Genomic DNA, 26,551 nt, shown 5'->3' with positions numbered 1-26,551 from the left:
GAGCCCGTCCCGGCCCCCGAGCCCGCGCCGGCCCCCGAGGCGGCAGAGACCGCCGAGCCCGTCGAGGACGCCGCTCCGCGCCGCGCGCGCCGCCGGTCCACCCGCAAGGCCGCCACCGGCTTCGCCGCGCCGCCGCGGGCCGCCGCCGCTGCGTCCGACGAGGCCGACGCGCCCCAGCGCCCGTCGCGTCCCGCCGTGGCCGTGTTCCAGGCGCCCGTGTTCGCCGAGCCCCAGTTCCAGACGCCCGAGCGGGCCGCCGCCGAGGCCGCCGCGGAGGCGGCCGGGGCGGAGACGGCGAAGGCGCCCGAGGAGGTCCCGGAGGAGCAGGTCGCGCAGGAGCCGGTCGCCGGGTCGCGCCGCCGCAAGCGCCGGGGTGCCGTCGAAGAGGCCCCGGAGGAGCGGGCCGCCGCCGTGCCGCAGGAGGAGCCGCACGACGAGGCCGAGGCCGAGGCCGACGCCGACGAGTCGGGCGAGGACCACGACGACGTCGAGGGCTCCGAGGAGTCCGGCTCGCGCCGCCGCCGTCGCCGGGGCGGCCGTCGCCGCCGCCGGGGCGAGGGCGACCCGGGCGAGTCCGCCGACGGCCACGAGCACACCGCCGCCGAGCAGGCCGACCGGGCCGACGAGGACGCTGCGGACACCGCCGAGCAGGCCGACGAGGACGCCGAGGAGAACGAGGACGCCGCGGGTGAGGGCGGTGGCTCCAGCAGCAGCCGCCGTCGCCGTCGCCGTCGTCGCCGTGCCGGGGACGGCTCCGGTGAGTCCGAGTCGTCCGCCGACGACCCCGAGCGCACCGTCGTCAAGGTCCGTGAGCCCCGTCCCGCGCGGGAGAGGGGCGCCGAGCCGTCCGACGAGGTGCAGTCCATCAAGGGCTCGACCCGCCTCGAGGCCAAGAAGCAGCGCCGCCGGGAAGGCCGCGAGCAGGGCCGACGGCGCGTCCCGATCATCACCGAGGCCGAGTTCCTGGCCCGCCGCGAGGCCGTCGAGCGCGTCATGATCGTCCGCCAGCACGGCGAGCGCACGCAGATCGGCGTCCTGGAGGACGGCGTGCTCGTCGAGCACTACGTCAACAAGGAGCAGGCCACCTCGTACGTCGGCAACGTCTACCTCGGCAAGGTGCAGAACGTGCTGCCGTCGATGGAGGCCGCCTTCATCGACATCGGCAAGGGCCGCAACGCCGTCCTGTACGCCGGCGAGGTCAACTTCGAGGCGCTGGGCATGGCGAACGGCCCGCGCCGCATCGAGTCCGCCCTCAAGTCCGGCCAGTCGGTCCTCGTGCAGGTCACCAAGGACCCGATCGGCCACAAGGGCGCCCGCCTGACCAGCCAGGTCTCGCTGCCCGGCCGTTACCTGGTCTACGTGCCCGAGGGCTCGATGACCGGCATCAGCCGCAAGCTGCCCGACACCGAGCGGTCCCGGCTGAAGACCATCCTCAAGAAGATCGTCCCCGAGGACGCGGGCGTCATCGTGCGCACCGCCGCCGAGGGCGCGAGCGAGGACGAGCTGCGCCGCGACGTCGAGCGGCTCCAGGGGCAGTGGGAGGACATCCAGAAGAAGGCGAAGAGCGGCGGCAGCTCGAACGCGCCCACGCTGCTCTACGGCGAGCCGGACATGACCGTCCGGGTCGTGCGCGACATCTTCAACGAGGACTTCACCAAGGTCGTCGTCAGTGGTGACGACGCCTGGCAGACCATCCACGGCTACGTGTCCCACGTGGCGCCCGACCTCGCCGACCGGCTGTCCAAGTGGACCAGTGAGGTCGACGTGTTCGCCACGTACCGGATCGACGAGCAGCTGGCCAAGGCGCTGGACCGCAAGGTCTGGCTGCCCAGCGGCGGTTCGCTGGTGATCGACCGGACCGAGGCGATGGTCGTCGTCGACGTCAACACCGGCAAGTTCACCGGTCAGGGCGGCAACCTCGAGGAGACGGTCACCAGGAACAACCTGGAGGCGGCCGAGGAGATCGTGCGCCAGCTGCGGCTGCGCGACCTCGGCGGCATCATCGTCATCGACTTCATCGACATGGTGCTGGAGTCCAACCGGGACCTGGTGCTGCGGCGCCTGCTGGAGTGCCTGGGCCGGGACCGGACCAAGCACCAGGTCGCCGAGGTGACCTCGCTGGGTCTGGTCCAGATGACCCGCAAGCGGGTGGGCCAGGGGCTGCTGGAGTCGTTCTCGGAGACCTGCGTCCACTGCAACGGCCGCGGTGTGATCGTCCACCTGGACCAGCCGACCGCTGCCGGTGGCGGCGGTGGCAAGCAGCGTCGTAAGCGGGCTCGGGCCGGCGGCGAGCAGCCGCACGAGCACGAGGCCGTGGCCGGTGCCGAGACCGGCATGACGGCGGAGCAGGAGGCGGACACCGAGTCCGAGGTCGCCGCCGAGGTGGCCGAGCCGGTCGCCCTGCCGGCGCCCGACTTCAGCGCGGACGAGGAGCTGTACAGCAGCGCCGCCGAGGCCGAGGCCGCCGCCACGCGCGGTCGCGGGCGGCGCCGCGCGAGCCGGCGGGCGTCGTCCCCGGTGGGCGCCCCGAAGGCCGCGAAGGGCGAGGCCCGGCGCGCCGAGGTCCCGACCGCGCAGGACGTCACGGTCGAGGAGGAGGTCGAGCGTCCCGTGCGGCGGGAGCCGGCCGCCGAGGTGCTGGCCGAGCCCGCCGCCGTCGAGGACGCCGTTTCCGGCGCCCCGGCGCCGACCGTCGCGGAGGCCCCCGCGGTCGTGGAGGCCCCGGCCGAGGCTCCGGTGCCGGCCGCCGAGGAGGCCGCGCCCAAGGGCCGTACCCGCCGTCGGGCGACCCGGAAGGCGTCCGCGCCGGCCGGTTCGCCCGCCGGAGCCGAGGCCGCCGTGCTGACGGTCCCGGAGACCACGCAGGCCGAGCGGGCGCCGGAGGCGCCGGCCGCCGCCGAGGGGTCCGCGGAACCGTCCGGTACGGCCGCCGAGAGCGCCGCCCCGGCCCGTCCGCGGCGCCGGGCCGTGCGCAAGCCCACGACGTCCACGGCGTCCGTGGAGGCGGCCGTCATGGTCGTCCCGTCGGCCCCGGCGGACGCGGCGGCCGAGCCGGCGTCGGCCGAGCCGGACGCGGTCGCGGCGGAGACCGCCGAGGAGGCCGCTCCGGCCAAGAAGGCGGCGGCCCGCAAGACGGCCAAGAAGGCGACGGCGAAGAAGGCCGCCACCAAGAAGGCCGCGGCCAAGACGGCGACCGCCAAGACGACGACCGCCAAGAAGGCCGCCACCAAGAAGGCCACGGCCAAGACGGCGACCGCCAAGACGACGACCGCCAAGACGGCGACCGCCAAGACGGCGACCGCGAAGAAGGCCACGGCCAAGAAGACCACGGCCAAGAAGGCGGCGTCGAAGAAGACCGCGGCGGCTGCCCAGCAGGCGTCGTCCTCGGTCACGGCCGCCACCGACGAGGGCTGATCCCGGCCGCCTGTCGCAGAACGTGTGGTCCTGTCCATCCGGAATCCGCTGGGAATCCGGTTCGGACAGGACCACACGTTTCCCCGGACGTCTTCGGGCGCATCATCACCGGACAGCCGTGCCACCGGCTCGTCCCCGCCCCGCCGACCCGCCCCGCGAGGAGAGAAGATCACGTGCCGGTACTGACGAGGCTCATCCCCTCGCCGCTCGTGGTGGACATCCGCCCGGGCGCCCTCGACGACCTGGCGAGTGTCCTCGCCGACCAGCGGATCTCCCGGTCCGGGAAGCTCGCCGTGGCGATCAGCGACGGCTCGGGGGCGCTGCTGCGCCGGCGGCTGGCGCCGTCCCTGCCCGGCGCCGACTGGTTCGAGGTCGGCGGCGGCACGATCGACGACGCGGTGCGGCTGGCCGACGGGATGAAGTCGGGCCGCTACGACGCGGTCGTCGGTCTCGGCGGCGGCAAGGTCATCGACTGCGCCAAGTTCGCCGCGGCCCGCGTCGGGCTGCCCATGGTCGCCGTCGCCACCAACCTCTCCCACGACGGCATCTGCTCGCCGGTGTCGATACTGGACAACGACGCGGGCCGCGGTTCGTACGGCGTGCCGACGCCCATCGCCCTCGTCGTCGACCTGGCGGTGATCCGCGAGGCGCCGATCCGTTTCGTGCGCTCCGGGATCGGTGACGCCGTCTCCAACATCTCCGCGGTCGCCGACTGGGAACTGGCCCACCGGGTCAACGGCGAGAAGGTCGACGGCCTCGCCGCGGCCCTGGCCCGGCAGGCCGGCGAGGCCGTGCTGCGCCACCCCGGCGGCTGCGGGGACGACGGGTTCCTGACCGTGCTGACCGAGGGCCTCGTGCTGTCCGGCATCGCCATGACGATCGCCGGGCACACCCGCCCCTCGTCCGGTGCCTGCCACGAGATCAGCCACGCGCTCGACCTGCTGTACCCGAGGCGCGCCGCCAGCCACGGCGAGCAGGTGGGCATCGGCGCGGCCTTCGCGACGTATCTGCGCGGCGACCACGAGGCCTCCCTGCTGATGGCCCGGACGCTGCGCCGGCACGGGCTGCCGGTGGTGGCCCAGGAGATCGGGTTCGGCGACGACGAGTTCGTGCGGGCCGTGGAGTTCGCGCCGCGGACCCGGCCCGGCCGGTACACGATCCTGGAGCACCTGGACCTGTCGCCGGCACGGGTCAAGGAGGCGTACGCCGAGTACGTCGCGTCGGTCGCCGGGTGAGGCGACGGCCGGGGCGTCCCCTCCGGGCCGAGGTGGCGACCGGGGCGTCCGGGCCCGGTTTGACCCCTGTCGTGCGGCCCCGTAATCTTGACCGTCGGCGTGTCGACTGACGCGTCACATCCCCGTAAACCTTTCTTCCTTCCGGGTGCGGGCCCTGACGGGCCCCGTCCGGGAGAGGCCGGCCGCGTGTGTCACCGGACGGCTGGACTGCGGGGGTGCCGTTCCCGAGCGAGAGAGTGAGATCCGCTTGTACGCCATCGTGCGCAGCGGTGGTCGCCAGCACAAGGTTGCTGTCGGCGACATCGTTGAGGTTGACAAGATTTCCACCGCCCAGGTCGGCGACACGGTCGAGCTCTCGACCCTGCTCGTCGTCGACGGCGACGCTGTGACCAGCGACCCGTGGGTGCTGGCCGGCATCAAGGTCCAGGCCGAGGTCGTGGACCACCACAAGGGCCAGAAGATCGACATTCTGCGCTACAAGAACAAGACCGGCTACCGCCGTCGTCAGGGCCACCGCCAGCAGTACACGGCGATCAAGGTCACTGAGATCCCCGCGGCTGCGAAGTAAGGGACTGAGAACAGATGGCACACAAGAAGGGCGCATCGTCCACTCGGAACGGTCGCGACTCCAATGCCCAGCGGCTCGGCGTGAAGCGCTTCGGCGGTCAGGCCGTCAACGCGGGTGAGATCCTGGTCCGCCAGCGCGGCACCCACTTCCACCCGGGTGCGGGCGTCGGCCGTGGCGGCGACGACACGCTGTTCGCCCTGGAGGCCGGTGCGGTGCAGTTCGGCACCCACCGCGGCCGCAAGGTCGTGAACATCGTTCCGGTCGCCTGACCGGAGACTTTCGCGAGGCGGACCTCACTTCCCCCAAGGGAAGCGGGTCCGCCTTTCGCGTGTTACCCAAGAGACATCCCGTAGTAAGTAGTAACCGGTAACTGGAGGCACATCCCATGACCACCTTCGTGGACCGCGTCGAGCTGCACGTCGCCGCGGGTAACGGAGGCCACGGCTGTGCCTCCGTCCACCGTGAGAAGTTCAAGCCGCTCGGCGGCCCGGACGGCGGCAACGGCGGCCGCGGCGGCGACGTGATCCTCACCGTCGACCAGTCGGTGACCACCCTCCTCGACTACCACCACTCCCCGCACCGCAAGGCCACCAACGGCAAGCCCGGCGAGGGCGGCAACCGCTCCGGCAAGGACGGCCAGGACCTGGTCCTGCCCGTACCCGACGGCACCGTGGTCCTCGACAAGGCGGGCAACGTCCTCGCCGACCTGGTGGGCCAGGGCACCTCCTACGTCGCCGCACAGGGCGGCCGCGGCGGCCTCGGCAACGCGGCGCTGGCCTCCGCGCGGCGCAAGGCGCCCGGCTTCGCACTGCTCGGCGTGCCCGGCGACCTCCAGGACATCCAGCTGGAGCTGAAGACCGTCGCCGACGTGGCGCTGGTCGGCTACCCGAGCGCCGGCAAGTCCTCGCTGATCTCCGTACTGAGCGCGGCCAAGCCGAAGATCGCCGACTACCCCTTCACGACGCTCGTCCCGAACCTGGGCGTGGTGACGGCCGGCGAGACCGTCTACACCGTCGCGGACGTCCCCGGACTCATCCCCGGCGCCAGCCAGGGCAAGGGCCTCGGCCTGGAGTTCCTGCGGCACGTGGAGCGGTGCAGCGTGCTGGTGCACGTCCTGGACACGGCGACGCTCGAGTCCGAGCGGGACCCGGTCTCCGACCTGGACATCATCGAGGCGGAGCTGCGCGAGTACGGCGGGCTGGACAACCGGCCCCGGATCGTCGTCCTCAACAAGATCGACGTGCCCGACGGCAAGGACCTCGCCGAGATGGTCCGCCCGGACCTGGAGGCGCGCGGCTACCGCGTCTTCGAGGTGTCCGCGGTGGCCCACATGGGGCTGAAGGAGCTGTCCTTCGCGCTGGCCGAGCTCGTGGGCAGCGCGCGCGCCGCCCGGCCCAAGGACGAGGCCACGCGGATCGTCATCCGGCCCAAGGCCGTGGACGACGCGGGCTTCTCCGTCACCCGCGAGGAGGACGGCCTGTTCCGGGTGCGCGGCGAGAAGCCCGAACGCTGGGTACGCCAGACCGACTTCAGCAACGACGAGGCCGTCGGCTACCTCGCCGACCGGCTCAACCGCCTCGGTGTCGAGGACAAGTTGATGAAGGCGGGCGCCCGCAACGGCGACGGCGTGGCCATCGGCCCCGAGGAGAACGCGGTCGTCTTCGACTGGGAGCCGTCGGTGTCGGCCGGCGCCGAGATGCTCGGCCGCCGCGGTGAGGACCACCGCTTCGAGGCGCCCCGCCCGGCCGCCCAGCGCCGCCGGGACCGGGACGCGGAACGCGACGAGGCGGAGCGGGAGTTCGACGGCTTCGAGCCGTTCTAGCGGAACCTGCCTGGTCAGCACTCGTTCTCACAGGCCTGGGGACCGGACACCGGGTGTCGGCCCGGCGGACAAGGGCCGTCCCCCCGTGCCTGTGCCCGCCAGTTGGGGCTGGGACGAGCCTGAAGCTTCCCCTTGATCGTGGACACCTGGAGACTGGGCCCTGAGTGGTTCCAGAGGAAGTAGCACCAGGTGGGAAGCAAGTACGTGAAGCGGTACACCGAGGAGTTCCAGTGGGACGCGATCGCGCTCGTGGATTCCTCGGGCAGGACGGTCACCGCGGTCGCCCGGGAGCTCGGGAACCCGGACCTGGCCCGACCGGGCCACCGCCCGCGCCGAGGTCTTCAACTTCATCGAGACCTTCTACAACCGCCGCCGCCTGCGCAAGCACAAGATCTTCGGCTACCCCACCCCGGCCGAGACCAGGCAGCGGCATCAACACGCCCTCGCGGCATAACGAACGAGTGTCCAGGATCACGGGGAACTTCACCCACAACGGAAGCGGCCAGGCCGACACGGATGTCGTGTCGGCCTGGCCGCTGGAGACCGCCGGGTGGAGGACAGCCTCAGGGCGCTGGAATGCCGCCGTCGTCAGGCGACAGGGGCAGGCTCGGGCTTCGGTTCCGGGAGTGTGGTCCTTGAGGGCTTTGCCGCATTCGGGGCGTCCTGCTCGCTGAAGCGAGGCTTCGCCCACAGTAGCGGGAGGATCATGACGCCGATGAAGATCGGGCCGATCATGTAGCGCCACAGCGGCGCGGGGTTCGCCGCCAGGACCGTCAGCTGCAGGCCCAGCGTGACCGCGAGCAGCGCCCCCAAGCCCTTCGCCTTGGTGCGGCGGCGAAGGAGCAGCACGATCGCGTACGTCGCGTAGCACCAGATCGCGCCGCGGAAGAGCAGCCAGTGCAGCTGCGGCACCTTGAACGCCCGCCACGAGAAGTCGGCGACCTTGTGCAGCGGCTCCGACAGCGGGCGGATCTTCAGCTTCGGCAGATACTCGCTCTGCTTGATGTCCTCGTTCCACTTGAGGTAGCTGAACAGCGTCTTCGACGTCCTGGGGTCGCTCAGCAGCGTGTCGGCCCGCAGCTCCTTCGGACCGGGGAACACCGCCCAGGCGATGTGCGCCCGGCACACCCGGGCGCCGATGACCTCGTCCGGAGTCCGCTTCAGGACCCGCATCCACAGCGCCATCAGCTCGTCGTTCCGACGCGCCGCCTCGGGGCGGTTCATCGGCTTCTCCATGGCCCAGTCGGCGTTGTAGCAGTTACCGGCACGTCCCTTCCAGTGGGACAGCGGCGCGATGTCCGCCATCAGTGCCTTGTCCTCCTTGGTGAAGTAGCCGGGATGCTCCTTGTAGGCGACGGCGATGTCCGCGTAGAAGAACGCGTACACCGCGTCCTTCGGCGGGGTCTTGAGACCGGCCGCCGGATAGACCACGCCGGTCAGCAACATCATGATCATCACTGGCACCGCCGTCGCCGCCAGCACCCACCGCCGCATCGACGGAAGGGCGATCAGCAGGACGGGCGCCGCCACGACGGCGACCAGCAGGCCGTTGTTGCGGAAGACCGCGAGTACCAGGAAGCCCAGGAAGAGCAATCCGACCGTGCGGTAGAAGGCTTTGTCGCGGACGGCCTGCCGACCGCGGGCCCGTCGTGCCGCGAGCCGGCCCGCCGCGCCGAAGACCAGGATCCCGCCGATGACGAAGGGCACGTCCTTCCACACGAAGATGACGAAGACGGCCGTCGGCGGCGCGAGGGCCGGCACCGATGCGGCGATCGCCGCCCACCGCTGACGTACACCCCACTCCCGCAGGGTGACGGAGCAATAGGAGAGCACCGCCGACATGGCGACGATCTGCGCCAGTGGCAGCAGCCACACGTCACCGGTTGTGTTGAGGGACACCCACACCAGAGAGTCGTAGACCACCGAGTGGTTCGACAGCCACGGACCCGTGGTGACGTGCCAGATGTAGGTGATGGAGTCGTAGCTCAGGGCGCCGGGGAAGAACGCGGCCCACCACAACAGGAAGAGAAATTGCGTCGTCGCGTAGACCGCGAGGGGCAGTCGGCGCTGTTCCGGAACTCTCTCCCACTGCTTGTCGAGAAAGGCGATGAGCGGGAGTTTCAACGCGGCTCCGCTGGGCTGATCGAAGACGGACAAGGGGAATGGGTCAAACGGACTAGCTGGTTCAGACGGTCTCTCGGTCACGAGGTTGGGGCGCCTGCTGCCCACACTGCTCCGGACGCGGTGGTACGGGGTGCTCCCCGATCGGCAGGACCGGCGGGACCTCGTCCTGTCCGAGGAACACCTTCCGGACCACGCGCTCGGCCGCCCGGCCGTCGTCGAACTCGCAGAACTTCTGTCGGAACGAGGCCCGGGCCGCGTCCGACTCCGCACTGTTCCAGCGGCCGGAGGTAAAGATGTCCAGGAGCTCCGCCTCGTTCTGCACGGTCAGACCAGGCGAGTCCACAGTGATGTCGAAGTAGGTGCCGCGGGTGACGCGGTACACCTCCCAGTCGTTCGCGTAGATCACGATCGGCCGGTCGAGGTTCGCGTAGTCGAACATCACCGACGAGTAGTCGGTCAGTAGGCAGTCGGCCGCGAGATACAGCTCCTCGACCGAGGGGTATGTGCTGACGTCGACGAGACGGGCGCTGCCGCTCGTCCCGGAGGCCAGCAGACTCTGGTTGTAGAAGTAGTGCGCGCGCACCATGACGGTGAACTCGCTGCCGACGGTCAGGGCGAACCGCTCCAGGTCCAGCATCTGCTTGGGGGCGTCGTGGTAGTCGCGGTGCGTCGGCGTGTAGAGGATCACCTTGGTGCCCTCGGCCACACCGAGCTTCCGGCGGGCCGCGGCCACGTCCGCTGCCGAGGCGTTCACCAGTTGGTCGTTGCGCGGGTAACCGTACTCCAGCGGTTCGTAGTACGACGGGTAGGCGCGGTCCCAGGCGGCGGTGGAGAAGCTGTTGGACGTGAGGCTGTAGTCCCAGCGGTCCACGCGGTCCATCAAGCGGGTCAGATTCATGCCGCGCCGGCCGACCGGGTACTCCGCCAGGTCGACGCCCATGCGCTTGAGCGGGCTGCCGTGGTGGGTCTGGAGATAGACCTGGCCGGGCCGCTTGACCACGGACTGCGGGAAGTTGACGTTGTTGACGAAGTACTTGCCGCGCGCCATGGCCTTCCAGAAGCCGAACGAGCCCGGATGCACGGTGGGCGTGCCCTTCGGCGGTTGACTGGTGGCTCCGTCCTTGAGGACCCACACGGCCTTCATCCCAGGGGCGAGTTCCCTCATCTTCTCGTGCACGGCTGCGGGGTTGCAGGCGTACGAGCCGTTCCAGTACGCCGCGAACACCGCGACGTCCTTCTGGACCGGCAGCATCCGCTGGGCGCGGTAGTAGGCCTTCAGCAGGCGCTTGCGCAGCTTCCTCTTCAGCTTGGTCGGCACGGACTTCTTGCGCTTGAGCGAACGGACTGCCGTACGGGCCTTGTCCCGGTGCTTGGCCGGGATCATCTGCGCCTTGGTCTTCGCCACCGGGTGGCCCTGTGGGCGGTGCTTGCGGTCGGCCTCCGCCCAGCACTGCCGGAATTCGGCGCGTGCGTCGTCGGGGAGCCGACCGGGGGAGACCTCGACCACACGGAAGTGGTTGACCATCCGCTCGTACAGGATGCCCTGCCACTCGGCGAACTGAGGGTTGTCCGCGAGGAACTTGAAGACCAGGTCGTACTGGGCGAATACGTCGAAGTGCTTGCGGCTGGTGCTGTGCAGGATGCTGCCCTGCCGCCGCTGACGGTAGTAGACGCAGACCCGGGGGAGGGCCGCGATCGTCTCCGCCGCGATCAGTACCGGGTAGGTCCAGGGGGTGTCCTCGTAGTAGCCCGAGGGATACTCGAAGCCCCACTGCTCGATGAAGTCCCGGCGGTACGCCTTGTTCCATGCGACTTGGAGCAGGTTGAGCAGTTCCGGCTGGTCCTTCAGCGAGAAGGTGCCGTGTGGCGCCTCGGTCAGCACATCGGCGCGGGAGTTCGGCGTGACGCGCCCGTCCCAGTGGGTGCGCGCGTAGTCGAAGACCAGCAGATCGGGGCTGCTGGTCTCCTTGATGCGCTCGGCCATGGCCTGCAGTGAGCCGGGCAGCATTGTGTCGTCGCTGTCGAGGAAGAGCAGGTACGTGCCCCTGGCGCGGGCCATACCCACGTTGCGGGCCTGCCCGAGTCCGACGTTCTTCTCCAGGTGTATCGCCACGACGCGAGGGTCGGCCTTGGCGTAGTCGTCGATGATCTCACCGCAACCGTCCGGCGAGCAGTCGTCGACGACCAGGAGCTCGTAGGACTGGAACGACTGATCCAGCACCGAGTCCAGACAGTCCCGCAGGAATGCCTGCACCTTGTAAGTCGGGATGATGATGCTGAACAGGGGCGCTTCGGAGCCGGAGGGGAATTGCGTCTGTGTCATCTCAATACCGTGGAATCTTGCGTAGGAGGCTGTGGGGAGACCGCCAGTCAGTGCTGACTCGTGGACAGGGCGTACCCGAGCAGGCGGCGTATGGCGTCCGACCGGCGGTGGCGCAGCGCCCCGGGCAGCATGGTGAGCGCATGCAGCCGCATGGACATGTGCCGCCGAGCGGACCGGGCGGCCTTCGGCCAACCGTGCCGGTCCAGGTCGTCGGCCACCTCGTTGAAGAATCGTACGGCCTCGCCGAAACGGGCGCCGGTGACGGCCTCCGCCGAGGAGAGGCTGCCGGAGTGGCGGCGGTAGCGGAACGCCGGCTCGGGGTCGACGACCAGCTTCTCGCCCCGCCGGATCAGCTCGATGATCAGGGCCAGGTCCTGGATGACCGAGAGGTCCTCGCGGAAGCTGACCGCCTTGACGGCGTCGGCGCGCCAGCAGATCGACGGAAAGTACAGCCAGTTGCCGCCGAGCAGGTTCGCGGCGAGCGGTTCGCCGGAGAGGACCAGCCTGCGGCCCTTGTCCTTCGGCGCGTACAGCCGCCGCTTGACCTCGTCGCCCAGCGAGGTGGACGGATTGCCGTGCTCGTCGATGACCTCGACGCCCGGCTGGTAGATCGCGGCGCCCGGCTCGGCCTCGACGGCGGCGCGTACCGTCTCGACGTAGGTCGGCAGCAGCAGGTCGTCGCTGCCGAGCATGGTGAAGTGCGTCGACTCCACCAGTTCCACGCACTTGCGGAAGTTGCGGGTGATCCCCAGGTTCTGCTCGTTGCGCAGATAGCGGATCCGGCTGTCGCCGAGCGACGCGAACCACTCCGGTACGCCTTCTTCGCTGCCGTCGTCGACGACGGTCAGCCGCCAGTCCTTGTCGGTCTGGTCGAGCACGCTGTTCACGGCGGCCTGCATCAGCCCGGTGTCGCCGTAGTGCGGCAGCATGATGTCGAGGGTCTGCACCGGGGTTACTTGCCCTTCTGCGCGAGGCCGAGCGAGGTGCCGCGGCTGAACGCGAGCAACAGGATCATGCCGATGCGCCCGAGGTAGAGCGTGGCCTTCCAGGGCGACTGGCTGGGCGTGCCGGTCGTCCGCGGACGCATCGCCACGGGCACCTGCTCGACGCGGAAACCGGCGCGGATCGCGGCGATCGTGGATTCCACGGTGTCGCCCAGGTACTCGGCCGGGTACCAGCGGGCGAACAGCTTGATCAGGTCACGGTCGCACGCGCGGAAGCCGGAGGTGACGTCGGTGAGCTTGGTGCGCGCCATGCGGGAGAGCCAGAAGGCGAGGACGAGCATCGCCCAGCGGCGCGGACCGCGGGCCTCGTACTCGCCGGTGCCGGCGAACCGGGCTCCCATGACGAGGTCGGCGTCGCCGTCCAGGCGGGCCAGCAGCTCGGGCACGTTGCGCGGGTCGTGCTGTCCGTCGGCGTCCACCTGGATGGCCACGTCGTAGTCGCGGTCGTGGGCGAACTTGTAGCCGGCGCGCATCGCCCCGCCCACACCGAGGTTGTACGGAAGGCTCATCACGGTCGCGCCGGCGGCCCGGGCGACGGCGGTCGTGTCGTCGGAGGAGCCGTCGTCGACGACGAGGACGTCCGCGCCCGGAAGCGTGGAGTGGACCTCCTTGATGACCTCGGCGACGCCGTCGGCCTCGTTCCACGCGGGCATGATGATCAGTACGCGCTTGCCGTTGATCACTTCAGGACCCCCTGGTCGGCGGAGACGGTGGGGGCCTCGTGGTCTGCCAGCCGGCCCCGGAGCTCCTGGACGTCGATGCGGAGCAGCGCCACCTCTTCGGAGAGGGTGCGGCCCTCCTCTTCCAGATGGCCGACCTCCCAGCTCAGCTGGAGACAGACGACGAAGAGGAACGCCACGCTCAGGAACAGGATCAGGCTGACGCCCGAGGCGACGCCGACGGCCCGGGCCACCGAGTCCAGGACGGTCGGGAAGAAACCGAGAGGGATGATCACCAGACCGGTGAGCACCCACAAGAACGCGTACTTCTCTTTCAGTTTGCGGCGGCGCAGCATCTCGACGATGCAGGCGACGAGAAAGACTCCGGTGACCGAAGTCAGCATCCACAACTTCACGCCGCGCTCCGGGGTATCGGACGACTCATGGAAAGGGCCTGTCTACTCTTCCAGGGGTGTACCAGGGGTGTACCAGGGCTGTACCAGGGGTGAATCAGGGCTGTATCAGGGGGCGGACGACCGCTGAGGGCCGCCGAACTGCATTCCACCGTCCGTCGTCATACTCACTGAGAGTGACAGGAAGGGTGATCATCCTATGAACGCACAGGGCGGTAGCTTACATGAGAGCGAAGAACGAGTGTCATGAAGGTAGCCACCGCGAGGGAGCCCGCGGCGTAGGCCAGCTCGACGCGCGTACGCAGCTCCAGCGGACTGAGCGTGACCGCCACCAGGACCACCGTTCCCACGATCCACGCCACGAGCTGCATCCGGGCACCGCCACTCGTGAGCAGCGCCTGACCCAGCACCATGGCCAGCATGTACAGGACCGTGCCGAGCGACAGCCAGGCGAAGTCGGCCGCCCCGAGCACGTCCGGCGCCCCGAACACCGTCGGCAGCAGGGCCGGCCCGAGGGCCACCGCGCCGATGCCTCCGGCCACGCCGAGCCCGGCCGTGACGGACGCCGCCCGCACCAGCAGCCGCCGGTAACCCTGGGTGTCGCCCTCGGCCGCCGCCGCCGACAGCCCCGCGAGCAGCGACACCTGGAAGGCGCCGAAGACGAAGAGCGGCACGCGGGCCAGGACCAGCGCCGACAGCAGCGCCGCGACCAGGGCGTCGTCGTCGGTCGCGATCACCTTCGTACTGATCACCGCGATGTTGACCAGCAGCTGGGCCAGCAGCGTCGAGCCGACGAGCAGCCCCAGGTGCTCGATCAGCTCACGCCACTGGGCCTGCGTCCCGCCCCGCGCTCCCCGGAAGACCGGCTTGATCGTCGCGAGCAGGGCCAGCAGCGGCGCCACCGTCAGCACCGCCGCGAAGGCGAACACCGACTGCACACCGGCCACCGCGAGCCCCGCCGACAGCACGATGCGCAGCCCGCCGTCCAGGCCGAGCTGCGTTCCGTACGCCTCGAAACGGCCGAGCCCGGCGAGGACACCCCGCGTCACGTACGCCACGGCCAGCGCCGTGAAGGCGCCGCCGAGCGCCAGCACCAGGCTCGTGTCCCCGTGGAAGAACAGGTCGGCGACGTCCTGGGCGAACAGCGCGAGCGGCACGAGGACCACGGCGAGCAGCCCGAGGGAGAGCGCCGCGCCGCGCCGCAGCACCGGCATGACCCCGTCGCCGCGCACCACGCGGCCGGCCACGATCCGGGTGATCTCCTGCTCGACCGGGAAGAACAGCCCGAGGCCGATGGAGGAGACCACGGTCCACAGGACCGAGAAGCTCGCCATGTCGTCGACGGCGAGCGTGTGGCCCGCCGCCGCGAGGTGGACGTAGCTGGCGACGCCGAGCACCGCCGTTCCGGCGCCGACGAAGGCCGTGCCCCGCGGCAGCGCCGTGGAGATGCGGTCGAGGAGGCTCACGCGCCCGCCCGCCCCTTCGCGGTCATCGTCCCCAGGGCCTCGGAGAGCTGATCGCGCCAGTGCGGCTGCACCGCCACACCCGCCTTCGCCCACCGGTCGTGCGCGAGCACGCTGTACGCGGGCCGGACGGCCGGCCGTACGAACGCCTCCGAGGTCGTCGGGCGCACCCGCTCCGGGTCGAGACCGGCCAGCTCGAACGTGGCCCGTGCCAGGTCGAACCAGGTGCCCGAGCCGGACGCGGTGCCGTGGTACACGCCGGCCGGGGCCCGTCCCGCGAGAGCCGCCTCGCCGAGCTCGGCGATCTGGTGGGCGAGCGCGACGGTCCAGGTGGGCTGGCCCAGCTGGTCGTCGACCACGTCGACGGTGTCGCGCCGGGCCGCGAGGTCCAGCATGGTCGAGACGAAGTTGCGCCCGTGCGCGCCGTACAGCCACGCCGTGCGCACCACGTAGCCGAGCTCGGGCAGCAGCTCCGTCACCGCCCGTTCACCGGCGAGCTTGCCGCGCCCGTAGGCGTTGACCGGCGAGGTCGGGGCGTCGTGCGGGTACGGCTCGGTGCCGTCACCGGGGAAGACGTAGTCGGTGGACACCTGGATCAGTACGGCGCCCTCGGCGGCACAGGCCTCGGCGACCACCCGCGGACCCTCGCCGTTGACCCGGGTGGCCGCGGCCTCGTCGGCCTCGGCGCCGTCCACGTCGGTCCAGGCGGCGGCGTTCACCACGACACGGTGGCCCGCCACCGCGGCGCGGACGGCCGCGGCGTCGGTGACGTCCAGTTCCCCGCGGGTCGACGCGGTGACCGACCGCGCCCCGCCCCGGGCGAGTACCTCGGTGAGGTCACGGCCGAGCATGCCGCCCGCGCCGGTTATCAGCCAGCGGGTCATGCCGGAAGCGCCGCCTTCGCCTTGAGCGGCTCCCACCAGGCGCGGTTGTCGCGGTACCACTGGACGGTGTCGGCCAGGCCCTGCTCGAAGGTGACGAGCGGGGTGTAGCCGAGCTCCTCCTGGATCTTGGCGATCGACAGGGAGTAGCGCAGGTCGTGGCCCTTGCGGTCGGTGACGTGCTCGACCATGTCCCAGCCCGCTCCGCAGGCGTCCAGGAGCAGACCGGTGAGCTCCTTGTTGGTGACCTCGGTGCCGCCGCCGATGTGGTAGACCTCGCCGGCCCGGCCGCCGCGCAGCGCCATCTCGATGCCCCGGCAGTGGTCGGAGACGTGCAGCCAGTCGCGCACGTTCAGGCCCTCGCCGTACAGCGGCACCTTCCTGCCGTCCAGCAGGTTCGTGGTGAACAGCGGGATCATCTTCTCGGGGAAGTGGTACGGCCCGTAGTTGTTGGAGCAGCGGGTGACCACCACGTCCATGCCGTGCGTGCGGTGGTACGACAGCGCCAGCAGGTCCGAGCCGGCCTTCGAGGCCGAGTACGGGGAGTTCGGCGCCAGCGGCCAGTCCTCGGTCCACGACCCCTCGGAGATCGAGCCGTACACCTCGTCCGTGGACACGTGCACGAACCGGCCCACACCGTGGCGCTTCGCGGCGTCCAGCAGGACCTGGGTGCCCAGGACGTTCGTGGTGACGAACGGCGAGGAGTCCGTGATCGACCGGTCCACGTGCGACTCCGCGGCGAAGTGCACCACCGCGTCCTGGCCGCGCATCACGTCGTCGACCGTGTCGTAGTCGCGGATGTCACCGCGGACGAACGCGTAACCGGCCAGGCCGGCCACCGGCGCGAGGTTCTCCTCGTTGCCGGAGTAGGTCAGGTTGTCCAGGACGGTGACCTGGGCGCCCTCGCCCGAAGGCAGCTGTCCGAGAAGCAACGCCCGCACGAACTGTGAACCGATGAACCCGGCGCCGCCGGTGACGAGAATCTTCATAAGAGCCAGCATTCTAGGGGCACGCCGACCGACACCGTTCAGTGGTCGTTCAGGGGTGGTTCAGTGGCCGTTCTCACCCCGGGCACGCGAGGGGCGACTGCCCTTCTGACGTAGTCTGCCTTCCCATGCGTGGAATAGTGCTCGCCGGTGGTACCGGCTCCCGGCTGTGGCCGATCACCCGTGCCGTGTCGAAACAGCTCATGCCGGTCTTCGACAAGCCGATGATCTATTACCCCCTGTCCACCCTGATCATGGCGGGCGTGCGGGACATTCTGGTCATCACGGGCCCCGACGAGCGCGCGCAGTTCGAGCGGCTGCTGGGGGACGGGAGCGACCTCGGACTGGACATCCGGTTCGCCACCCAGGAGAACCCCAACGGGATCGCCGAGGCGTTCGTCATCGGCGAGGACTTCATCGGCGACGAGCCGGTCGCGCTGATCCTCGGCGACAACATCTTCCACGGTGTCGGCCTCGGCCGGCAGCTCGCCAGGTACAGCGAGCCCGACGGCGGTGTCGTCTTCGCGCACGCCGTCTCCGACCCGTCCGCGTACGGCGTCGTCGACTTCGACGAGCAGGGCCGCGCCCGCTCCATCGAGGAGAAGCCGGAGCACCCCAGGTCCCGCTACGCGGTGCCGGGCCTGTACTTCTACGACAGCCGGGTCGTCGAGATCGCCAAGGACCTCAAGCCCAGCGCCCGCGGCGAGCTGGAGATCACCGACGTCAACAAGTACTACCTGGACCGGGGCGAACTCCAGGTCTCGGTCCTCGACCGCGGCACCGTCTGGCTCGACACCGGAACCTTCCAGTCGCTCGTCCAGGCCTCCGAGTACGTGCGTGTCGTCGAAGAGCGCCAGGGCATGAAGATCGGCTGCATCGAGGAGGCCGCCTGGCGTGCCGGACACATCGACGACGCGCGGCTGCGCGCCCTCGCCGAGCCGCTGACCAAGAGCGGCTACGGCGACTACCTGCTCAACCTGCTCACCCACGAGGCCTGAGGGCGGACGGACCGTGTCGATGAAGATCAATCCCCTGGGCATCGAAGGCGCGTGGGAGTTCGTCCCCCGGCAGCACGGCGACGCCCGCGGTCTCTTCCTGGAGTGGTACAAGGCCGAGCACATGGCCGAGGCCGTCGGCCACCCGCTCGACCTGAAGCAGGCCAACCTCTCCGTCTCCGCGGCCGGTGTCGTGCGCGGCATCCACTTCGCCGACGTGCCGCCCGGCCAGGCCAAGTACGTCACCTGCGTACGCGGTGCCGTACTCGACGTGATCGTCGACGTCCGGGTCGGCTCGCCGACCTTCGGGCAGTGGGAGGCCGTCCGCCTCGACGACCGGGAACGCAAGGCCGTCTACCTCTCCGAGGGGCTCGGCCACGGCTTCTGCGCGCTGACCGACGACGCGACCGTCACGTACCTCTGCTCCGAGGGCTACGCCCCCGAACGCGAGCGGACCGTCCACCCGCTCGACGCGGAGATCGGCATCGAGTGGCCGGTGTCCGGCCCGCCCGAGCTGTCCGCCAAGGACGCCCAGGGCCCGACACTGGCCCAGGCCCGGGACGCGGGAATCCTGCCGCTGTACGAGGAGTGCCTGGCGTTCCGCCGCTCGCTCGCGGAGCGCGGCTGACGTATTCACTCCGGCGACCCGGCCAGCGGCGTCACCCCTGACCGGCCGCGCCCGCGGGGAGCGGGCCGGCCGGCCCGCGACGGCCTGGACGACGTGGGCGAACCCGCCCGGCGGAGCCGGCGCCACCGGCACGGCTGATCCGGCCGGCGGGGTGCGGGCAGTGCGGTGCGGGCAGCGCGGTGCGGGTGGTGCGGGACGCCGCCCGGGCGCCGGTGCCGCGACCGGTGCGGCCGGGCGTCTGCCGAAGCACCGACGGGGCGGATGTCTCCGGGGCGACCGCCGGGGCCGGGAATGCCCAGCACCGGTGGTCGCACCCCGCGACGCCCGCGGCGCGGCCGGCCCCGCCGGGTGGCCGGACCCCCTCTGGTCCCGCCTCAGTCCCGCCTCGACCGCTCCGGTGTGACGGTCGCGGGCGCAGGTGCGGTCTCCGCCTGTCGCGGTCCCGGGAGGGGGAGTTCGGTGGCCAGCCGCCGTGCCATGCGCGCCCGGTGCTCCCCGGCCGCCGCACACAGGGCCCGTACGGCGCCGGCGAAGCGCTCCTGGGACGGCGGGTCGGCCGGGCCGAGCAGGCGCAGGGCCAACGCGGCGCGTTCCGCGGCCAGTTCGTCCCGGTCCGGATGCCGGACCGTGTCCAGCAGTTCCGGCACCCCGGCCGCGTCCGGCGTCAGCACGGTCGCCGCCGCCACCGTCGGGAACGACTTGCGGAACCCGCCCTCCGCCAGCCCGCTGGTGTTGGCCACCGCGTACGGCTTGCCGCTCGCCAGGAAGTCGCTGATGACGCTCGACACATCGCTGATCAGCAGGTCGGCCCGGTTGAAGCAGGCGTAGAGCGGGGGCCGGGCATCCGTGACGACCTGGTGCTCCCACTCGGGCAGCGAGGCCCAGTACGCCTCCTCCCAGGCGGCCGTCGCCCGCGTCACCTCCCCGGCCCGCCCGGGTTCCGGCGCCGTCCCGCGCAGCATCCGCTCCACCTGGTCGGCGGCGGCGCGGAAACCGGCCGCGGTGAGCCGGTCCAGCTCCGCCGTCCGCCGGGCCAGCTCGGCGGAGGCCGAGGCCCCGGGCCGGGGCCCGCTCCGCTCACGGTTCGCCGCCCGCACCAGTTCCCGGATGCGCAGATCGGCGGCCCCGGCCCGCGGATCCACCGATCCCGTCAGCGGGTGCGGCTTGTACAGCAGCCGCACGCCGGGGTCCGCGAGCAGCGCACGTACGAGGTTCTCGCCGGCCTCGACCACCGACGTGTTCCCCGGGTTGCCGTCCCAGCCCTCCCAGGTCGGCGCGTACAGAACCGTCGTGAACGCCCCGGGAGCGGGCGGCCCCGCGTACGGCCGTACGGCGTCCAGCTGCGGGCGGCCGATCTCCACCACGTCCTTGTCCTCCACGCCGACCTCCGCCTGCGCGTACCGCTCGCGCGCCGCCGGACCGGCCACCCACACCTCGTCGTACGCCTTCGCGTACGGGTTGCAGGAGGACAGCTTGTCGCTCTCCCCGTGGTTGACGAAGGCGTGCTTGATCGTGGGAATGCGCAGGACCTGCGAGGTCTTCCCCGAGTTCGACGGGTGGAGGAGGACGCGGAGCGTGGAGTGCTCCAGGCACATCAGCGTGGACACCTTCGGCAGGCACACGACCGGGATGTCGGTCGCCGCGATCCGCTGCACCATGAACCGCTCCCGCAGCACGATCAGCGGCCGCTCGTCCAGCCGTGCGAGGGGCTCCAGCCACATGTTGGCCTGGTACGCCGAGGACGCCCCGCCCGAGAAGTACAGGCCGACGGTCGGCCGGTACTCCGCCAGCCAGGCCGCGAACCAGTCGAGCACCTCCTGCTCGCCCGCCGGCCGGCGGCCCGGCAGCAGCCGGGTGAGCAGTGCCCCCAGGCCCACCAGCGCCACCGTCAGGGACACCGCGAGGCCGGCCGCGCCGTACACCGGCGCGTCGGTGGCCGCCGTGACCAGCAGCCCGGCCGTCGCGGGCAGCCCGAAGGCCGCCAGCCGGTGCCCGGGGCGGCGCAGCAGAACGGGGGGCGCCGGGGTCGGACGCAGCGCCGAGGCGTCGATGTTGCGGGTCACCACGGGCAGCGTCCGGGTGCGCCGGACCAGCACGGACACCGCCTGGATCGCCCAGTGCAGCCCGTAGAAGGCGAGCAGCCCGGCGACGAGCGGGGCGTACACCGTCTCCCGGTGCTGCTCGCCGAGCCGCAGCAGGCCCACCACCAGCAGCAGGTCCCGCAGCACGTGCCGCACCGTGACGTCGGCGTGCGACTTCGCGAACAGGGACACCATGCCCCGCTGCCAGCGGTGCAGCACTCCCTCGGCGGCCAGCGAACCGGCGGTGGCGGCCAGCAGCAGCGGTACGTGCGGCAGCAGCGCGCCGACGGCCTGCGCGGCGAAGGCTGCCGCCAGCACGCCGAGGACGAGCAGCTTCACGACGGTCTGCCGGCGGGGGAGACCGACGCGCGGGAGACCGACGCGGGGGAGACCGCGGCGGGCACGGCTGCGGAGGGAAGGGCTGCCGCGGGAAGGGCGGCGGGGCAGGGGCAGGGGCACTGCGGTCGCTCCAGGCTTGTCGCGCATCGGACATCCGGGTTAACGCCGGTCGACCTCCCGACGACACGCGCGTGTTGACCGCACGCTTGACGCGACGGCCGCCGCGGCCCTGTCCGCAGCCTGGACCGCGGCGCGGGGCACGTCCCCCGTCACGTAGATTGCGGGGCGAGCGCAGGGACCGGCGCGCGTCGACGGGAGAGGTGGACGGCAACCGTGGCAGGGGCAAGGCACGCCGTGGGCGAGGCCCGCAGGATCGTGGTCAAGGTCGGCTCCTCCTCGCTGACCACCGCGGCCGGCGGCCTGGACGCCGACCGGGTCGACGCGCTCGTCGACGTCCTGGCCAAGGTGCGGGGGACGGACAAGGAGATCGTCCTCGTCTCCTCCGGTGCCATCGCCGCCGGCCTCGCCCCGCTGGGCCTGCGCCGCCGCCCGAGCGACCTGGCCCGTCAGCAGGCGGCCGCCAGCGTCGGCCAGGGCCTGCTGGTCGCCCGCTACACCGCCTCCTTCGCCCGCTACGGCGTCCGAGTCGGCCAGGTGCTGCTGACCAGCGACGACATGAGCCGTCGCGCCCACCACCGCAACGCCTCCCGCACCCTCGACAAACTGCTGGCGATGGGGGCCTTCCCGGTCGTCAACGAGAACGACACCGTCGCCACCGACGAGATCCGCTTCGGCGACAACGACCGGCTCGCCGCCCTCGTCGCCCACCTGGTCCGCGCCGACCTGCTGGTGCTGCTGTCCGACGTGGACGGTGTGTACGACGGCGACCCGAGCAGGCCGGGCACCTCGCGGATCGCCGAGGTGCGCGACATGTCCGACCTCGCGGACATCGAGATCGGCAGCGCCGGCAAGGCCGGCGTCGGCACCGGCGGCATGGTCACCAAGGTCGAGGCGGCCCGGATCGCCGCCGCCGCCGGCATCCCCGTGGTGCTGACCAGCGCCGTCCACGCGGCCGACGCCCTGGCCGGCGGCGACACCGGTACCTACTTCCACGCCACCGGCAGGCGCAGCGCCGACCGGCTGCTGTGGCTCCAGCACGCCTCCACCCCGCAGGGGGCGCTCGTCCTGGACGACGGGGCGGTGCGGGCGGTCGTGGAGGGCCGCAAGTCCCTGCTGCCCGCCGGGATCGCCGGGGTGGAGGGCGAGTTCGCCGCGGGCGAGCCCGTGGAGCTGCGGGACGGCGCGGGGCGCGCGGTGGCCCGGGGGCTCGTCAGTTTCGACGCCAAGGAGATCCCCCGGCTGCTCGGCCGCTCCACCCGGGAACTGGCGCGCGAACTCGGGCCGGCGTACGAACGCGAGGTCGTACACAGGGACGACCTGGTGATCCTGCACCCGTAATGGGTCGAAACGTCCCCGAATCGGTGGTGGACGTTCCGCAAAACCGCCCCGCGATCTCGTGCGGCCTGCTCAACTTTCCTCAGGGACCAGCCCGGCCGACCACCGGGCCGAGCCGTGTGCGTGAAGGAGGCCGTCGTGAGCGGAGTGCGCCCTGGAACGGCGGCGTCCCGCGGTGGCACCGGCTCCCGTGGTGGCACGGGTGCCCGGCCCGGCGGCGCGACCCGCACCGGGTCCTCCCGCCCCGCCGGTGAGGAACGCGCCCTGACCAGCGTCGCGGCCAGCGACCTGTTCCGGGGCGAGGAGCCCGGGCACACCCCGCGCCTGTGGCACGTCACCCTCAGCGTCTCCGGTGCCCGGGCCCCGCTCACCGAGGTACGGCGTGCCCTGGAGCAGCTCGCGCACGACCACCCCTTCCTGCTGACCAGCCGGTACGCCGACGACCACGCGGAGATCCGCTACTGGGAGGAGGCCCGCGACCTGCACGACGCCGCCGCCGTCGCCCTGCGCCTGTGGGGCGAGCACCGGCAGACCGCGGGACTGCCGCCCTGGGAGATCGTCGGCCTGGAGGTCATCGACAGGGCGACCTATCACCAGCGCATCGCGGCGGGGTACGGGCCGGCGCCGGCGACACCCGTCGGAGTCCACCCCTTCTAGGTTCCGGAGCGTCTGTGTCCCGCGTTCCGGGTTCCGGAGCGGTCTGTGTCCCGCGTTCCGGGTTCCGGAGCGTCCGTGTCCCGCGGCGGTTGCGAGGGCTTCACGGTCCGACCGGCAGACGTCTCGGGGTGTGGGACGGCCGGTAGGGGGTCCGCGCGGGCTACTACGCTTTCCCCATGACCACGCTCTCGCCGTACGACTCGATGTCCCCGGTCACCCGGGCCGCCTACCGGGCCAAGGCCGCCGCGGCCGACCTCGCGCCGCTGCCGCGGGCCGCCAAGGACGACGCGCTGCTCGCCGTGGCCGACGCGCTGGAGGTCCGTACGAGCGAGATCGTCGAGGCCAACGCCCAGGACGTGGCCAAGGCCCGCGCCGCCGGGACCAGCGAGGCCATCGTCGACCGGCTCACCCTGACCCCGGAGCGGGTCCGCGCCATCGCCTCCGACGTGCGCGACGTCGTCGCCCTGCCCGACCCGGTCGGCGAGGTCGTGCGCGGCAACACCCTCCCCAACGGCATCGACCTGCGCCAGGTCCGCGTGCCCCTCGGCGTGGTCGGCATCATCTACGAGGGCCGGCCCAACGTCACCGTCGACGCCGCCGCCCTCTGCCTGAAGTCCGGCAACGCCGTCCTGCTGCGCGGCTCCTCCTCGGCCTACCGGTCCAACACCGCCCTCGTCCGGGTGGTCCGCGACGCCGTGGGCGGGGCCGGACTGCCCGCCGACGCCGTGCAGCTGGTGCCGGGCGAGAGCCGTGAGAGCGTGCGCGAGCTGATGCGCGCCCGCGGCCTGGTCGACGTGCTCATCCCGCGCGGCGGCGCCTCGCTGATCAACACGGTCGTCCAGGAGTCCACCGTCCCCGTCATCGAGACCGGCACCGGCAACTGCCACGTCTACGTCGACGCGCAGGCCGACCTCGACATGGCCGTCGACATCCTGATCAACTCCAAGGCGCAGCGCGTGAGCGTCTGCAACGCCGCCGAGACCCTCCTGGTCCACCAGGACATCGCCGCCGACTTCCTGCCCCGCGCGCTGGACGCCCTCGCGGAGGCCGGGGTCACCGTGCACGCCGACGAGCGTGTGCTGGCGTACGCCGAGGACTCCAAGGTGACGGCCGTCGAGGCCACGCCGGAGGACTGGGAGACCGAGTACCTCTCCTACGACATCGCCGCGGCGGTCGTCGACTCGCTCGACAAGGCCGTCGAGCACATCCGGCTGTGGACCTCCGGTCACACCGAGGCCATCGTGACGACCTCGCAGCAGGCCGCCCGGCGCTTCACCCAGCTGGTCGACTCCACCACGGTCGCGGTGAACACCTCCACCCGCTTCACCGACGGCGGCCAGTTCGGCTTCGGCGCCGAGATCGGCATCTCCACGCAGAAGCTGCACGCCCGGGGCCCGATGGGGCTGCCGGAGCTGACCAGCACCAAGTACATCGTCACCGGTGACGGGCACGTACGGCGCTGACGGGCCGGGCCCCGGCCGGGGCACGCACGCCGGGGGGCACGGGCACGGCACGCGCCCTCGGGTACACCCGTGATCCGATCGGGGCATCTCACCCACCGGATGATTTTCCCCGCCGTCTGCCCAAATCGACCCCCCAGGTCTACGCTGTACCCGTGCCGGAGGACGTGGGGGGTAGGCCGTTCCCTGACGGCTGGGAGCCCGACGACGATCACGACCGCGGGGTGTCGGACGAAGAGTTCGCCTCCGTGGTGCTCGACGAGGCCTTCGTACAGGCGGCCGTGGTGCACGAGCCGACCGCCGTCGAACGCCTCCTGGCCGCCGCGCAGGCCAGAGCCGAGGCCACCGAGGCGGAAGCGGCCCGCCGCGGCCGTCCCAGAGGCGAGCGCTACGACGACGGGTACGGCGATTTCGGCCACGATCCCGACCTCGACGACCCGGACGACGACCGCGACCTCCTCGACCGCCCGTACGGTGCTCCCGCGGCCTACGGCAAGCAGGTCCGCTGGCACCGGCCCGTCGCCTGGATGCTCGCCCTCGTGATGGGCGTCGGCATGGTCGCGCTGGCCTTCGTGGCCGTCTACCGGGGCGCGTCCTCGGGCGGCGACACGCAGCAGGTACCGCCCCCCGCCTCGACCGGCCCCGAGCAGAGCGGAACGGTGACCCCCTCCGCCTCCGCCGACTACTCCCAGCCCGCCGTGCCGGTCATTCCGCGCACCCCCTGACCTGCCGGCCGGGTGCCGGGCACCGGTCCCGACGTGGCCCGCACCGACGCGTTTACGCGACCTTCCGCAGACCTACCCTGAAGGTATGGCAGGGCTTGGCGACCCGCCCGGAGGGACGCCCGAGGGCGCCCCCGGAGGCGGGGAGGACGAGTACCGATCCGTCGTTTTCGACGAGTCGTTCGTCCGCGCTGCCCGCCTCGAGGAGTTCTCCGCCCGGGAGCGCCTGTCCGACCACGCGCCCGCCGTCCGCCGCCGTACGCCGCTGCGCCGGGCGGGGCTGTCCCGGCAGGCGCTGGTCCTCCTCGTGCTGATCGCCGTCGCCTTCGGCACCGCCATCTACATGGGCGTCCGGCACCCGTACCAGAGCCCCGCCGCGCAGCGGTCCGTGGAACCGGTGCGGATGACCGTCGTCCCGCTCGCCCCCCAGGGCAAGGTGCCCGGCGCCGACGATGCCGCTCACCTGTACGAGCACAGTCCCGCCGCCGACTTCCGGTCCGCGGCGAAGGGCGTCCCGCTGCCGGTCCACCGGTCCACCGCGCACTTCTCGGACGACCAGGTACGGAACGCGCTGACCACCGCCAAGAACTACATCGTCCGCTCGGCGCTCGACCCGGGCGTGCTCCTCGGCGGGGAGGTCCGTTCGGTGCGGGTGCTGCTGGACCCGGAGCAGCTCGACCAGTTCGACGAGAGCCTGGAGAGGCCCGCGGCGGACGGCCGGCACGCGCCCACCGGATGGCTGGTGCGCTTCAACCCGGCCCGTACCGAGCTGGCCGACGCCGAGATCCGGGTGCACGGCAGCCTGCGGGCCGTGGAGAGCGACGCGTCCACGCTGGAGGTCAGCGCCGACCACACCATGGTGTACCCACTGCGGCCGGCAGGTGACGACCGGGCCGAGACGTCGCTGTTCACCGTCCGGCGCGAGCTGCGCTTCCGCTTCGACCGGGACGACCTGCGGCTGCACCAGACGCAGCTCGTCGCCTCCTACGTCCAGGCCGGTCCGCTCGACTGTGCCGAGGACTCGGCGGACCGCTTCCGCCCGCTGCTCGCGGGCCGGACCGCCGGGACCGGCGCCCCCGCCGGCACCGACCCGTACGCCACGGACAGCGCCACAGCCCTCTGCGGCACCCTCGCGGCGAGCGCCCAGCCGAGGGTGTGAGGTCTCTCCCCTCACGCCGCCCGTCCGGGGCCTCGGGCACGGACGGGCGGCGCGGCCGGGTGCCCGCCGCCGGGCGCGGGGATCTCCGTGCACCGGCGCGATGCCGGTGGCCACTGCGGGCCGCACGGTGGCGGGCTCCCGGGTCCGGCGGGTGCTCCCCGCC

General features: G+C 71.9%; 21 protein-coding genes. 12 read left to right on the top strand and 9 right to left on the bottom strand.

The window, feature by feature from the left end; translation table 11 throughout:
* From ACP4IX_RS07815 to obgE, 5 genes are all read left to right on the top strand, one after another.
* A partial coding sequence (locus tag ACP4IX_RS07815) for an Rne/Rng family ribonuclease (protein ID WP_426555076.1) occupies positions 1–3,414 on the top strand: 3,414 nt, incomplete at its 5' end.
* A gap of 173 nt (positions 3,415–3,587) precedes the next feature.
* A complete protein-coding gene (locus ACP4IX_RS07810; protein ID WP_426519873.1) occupies positions 3,588–4,649 on the top strand; it encodes an iron-containing alcohol dehydrogenase family protein in 1,062 nt (353 codons plus the stop codon).
* 247 nt (positions 4,650–4,896) lie between these two features.
* Positions 4,897–5,217 (top strand): 50S ribosomal protein L21, encoded by a 321-nt coding sequence (gene rplU, locus ACP4IX_RS07805; RefSeq protein ID WP_007449531.1) that lies wholly within the window; start codon positions 4,897–4,899, stop codon positions 5,215–5,217.
* A 14-nt stretch (positions 5,218–5,231) separates the two neighbouring features.
* On the top strand, positions 5,232–5,486 hold the full coding sequence (gene rpmA, locus ACP4IX_RS07800) for a 50S ribosomal protein L27 (protein WP_007449530.1): 255 nt from the start codon (positions 5,232–5,234) through the stop codon (positions 5,484–5,486).
* Positions 5,487–5,602: 116 nt separating this feature from the next.
* Complete coding sequence (gene obgE / locus ACP4IX_RS07795) at positions 5,603–7,039, top strand: GTPase ObgE (RefSeq protein ID WP_426519870.1); 1,437 nt, start codon at positions 5,603–5,605, stop codon at positions 7,037–7,039.
* 588 nt (positions 7,040–7,627) lie between these two features.
* On the opposite strand, the gene ACP4IX_RS07790 is transcribed toward obgE, so the two are convergent.
* The 8 genes from ACP4IX_RS07790 to rfbB form a co-directional block, all read right to left on the bottom strand.
* Positions 7,628–9,196 carry a hypothetical protein gene (locus ACP4IX_RS07790; protein WP_426555074.1) on the bottom strand — a complete coding sequence of 523 codons (1,569 nt, stop codon included), beginning with the start codon at positions 9,194–9,196 and terminating at the stop codon, positions 7,628–7,630.
* 28 nt (positions 9,197–9,224) lie between these two features.
* Complete coding sequence (locus ACP4IX_RS07785; RefSeq protein ID WP_426555072.1) at positions 9,225–11,486, bottom strand: bifunctional glycosyltransferase/CDP-glycerol:glycerophosphate glycerophosphotransferase; 2,262 nt, start codon at positions 11,484–11,486, stop codon at positions 9,225–9,227.
* Positions 11,487–11,533: 47 nt separating this feature from the next.
* On the bottom strand, positions 11,534–12,433 hold the full coding sequence (locus ACP4IX_RS07780; protein WP_426519862.1) for a glycosyltransferase family 2 protein: 900 nt from the start codon (positions 12,431–12,433) through the stop codon (positions 11,534–11,536).
* 5 nt (positions 12,434–12,438) lie between these two features.
* Positions 12,439–13,173 carry a glycosyltransferase family 2 protein gene (locus ACP4IX_RS07775; protein WP_426519860.1) on the bottom strand — a complete coding sequence of 245 codons (735 nt, stop codon included), beginning with the start codon at positions 13,171–13,173 and terminating at the stop codon, positions 12,439–12,441.
* Positions 13,170–13,553: a DUF2304 domain-containing protein gene (locus ACP4IX_RS07770; RefSeq protein WP_426519858.1), complete on the bottom strand. Its 384-nt coding sequence runs from the start codon at positions 13,551–13,553 to the stop codon at positions 13,170–13,172. The genes ACP4IX_RS07775 and ACP4IX_RS07770 overlap by 4 nt, the downstream gene beginning before the upstream one ends.
* Positions 13,554–13,759: 206 nt before the next feature.
* Entirely contained in the window at positions 13,760–15,028 is a 1,269-nt protein-coding gene (locus ACP4IX_RS07765; RefSeq protein WP_426555071.1) for a lipopolysaccharide biosynthesis protein, read from the bottom strand.
* Entirely contained in the window at positions 15,025–15,909 is an 885-nt protein-coding gene (gene rfbD, locus ACP4IX_RS07760; protein WP_426555070.1) for a dTDP-4-dehydrorhamnose reductase, read from the bottom strand. The genes ACP4IX_RS07765 and rfbD overlap by 4 nt, the downstream gene beginning before the upstream one ends.
* Positions 15,906–16,895 (bottom strand): dTDP-glucose 4,6-dehydratase, encoded by a 990-nt coding sequence (rfbB, locus tag ACP4IX_RS07755; RefSeq protein ID WP_426555069.1) that lies wholly within the window; start codon positions 16,893–16,895, stop codon positions 15,906–15,908. The genes rfbD and rfbB overlap by 4 nt, the downstream gene beginning before the upstream one ends.
* Positions 16,896–17,020: 125 nt before the next feature.
* On the opposite strand from rfbB, the gene rfbA reads away from it, so the two are divergent.
* Together rfbA and rfbC are read left to right on the top strand one after the other, a co-directional pair.
* Positions 17,021–17,890 (top strand): glucose-1-phosphate thymidylyltransferase RfbA, encoded by an 870-nt coding sequence (gene rfbA / locus ACP4IX_RS07750; RefSeq protein ID WP_426519850.1) that lies wholly within the window; start codon positions 17,021–17,023, stop codon positions 17,888–17,890.
* Positions 17,891–17,909: 19 nt separating this feature from the next.
* Entirely contained in the window at positions 17,910–18,515 is a 606-nt protein-coding gene (gene rfbC, locus ACP4IX_RS07745; RefSeq protein WP_426519848.1) for a dTDP-4-dehydrorhamnose 3,5-epimerase, read from the top strand.
* A 374-nt stretch (positions 18,516–18,889) separates the two neighbouring features.
* On the opposite strand, the gene ACP4IX_RS07740 is transcribed toward rfbC, so the two are convergent.
* Positions 18,890–21,082, bottom strand: a complete 2,193-nt coding sequence (locus ACP4IX_RS07740) for a hypothetical protein (RefSeq protein WP_426555068.1) — start codon at positions 21,080–21,082, stop codon at positions 18,890–18,892.
* Between the two features lie 186 nt (positions 21,083–21,268).
* On the opposite strand from ACP4IX_RS07740, the gene proB reads away from it, so the two are divergent.
* The 5 genes from proB (at position 21,269) to ACP4IX_RS07715 (ending at position 26,388) form a co-directional block, all read left to right on the top strand.
* On the top strand, positions 21,269–22,393 hold the full coding sequence (gene proB, locus ACP4IX_RS07735) for a glutamate 5-kinase (RefSeq protein WP_426519844.1): 1,125 nt from the start codon (positions 21,269–21,271) through the stop codon (positions 22,391–22,393).
* A 135-nt stretch (positions 22,394–22,528) separates the two neighbouring features.
* On the top strand, positions 22,529–23,047 hold the full coding sequence (locus ACP4IX_RS07730; RefSeq protein ID WP_426555067.1) for a hypothetical protein: 519 nt from the start codon (positions 22,529–22,531) through the stop codon (positions 23,045–23,047).
* A gap of 176 nt (positions 23,048–23,223) precedes the next feature.
* Entirely contained in the window at positions 23,224–24,510 is a 1,287-nt protein-coding gene (locus ACP4IX_RS07725) for a glutamate-5-semialdehyde dehydrogenase (protein ID WP_426519840.1), read from the top strand.
* 152 nt (positions 24,511–24,662) lie between these two features.
* Positions 24,663–25,232 carry a hypothetical protein gene (locus ACP4IX_RS07720; RefSeq protein ID WP_426519838.1) on the top strand — a complete coding sequence of 190 codons (570 nt, stop codon included), beginning with the start codon at positions 24,663–24,665 and terminating at the stop codon, positions 25,230–25,232.
* Positions 25,233–25,317: 85 nt separating this feature from the next.
* Entirely contained in the window at positions 25,318–26,388 is a 1,071-nt protein-coding gene (locus ACP4IX_RS07715; RefSeq protein WP_426555066.1) for a hypothetical protein, read from the top strand.
* The last annotated feature ends 163 nt before the right edge of the window (positions 26,389–26,551 follow it).

Origin of the sequence: Streptomyces sp. WG5, assembly GCF_049974565.1 — a bacterium.
In the GTDB taxonomy this organism is placed as follows: domain Bacteria; phylum Actinomycetota; class Actinomycetes; order Streptomycetales; family Streptomycetaceae; genus Streptomyces.
This window is presented reverse-complemented; position numbering and strand designations above follow the sequence as displayed.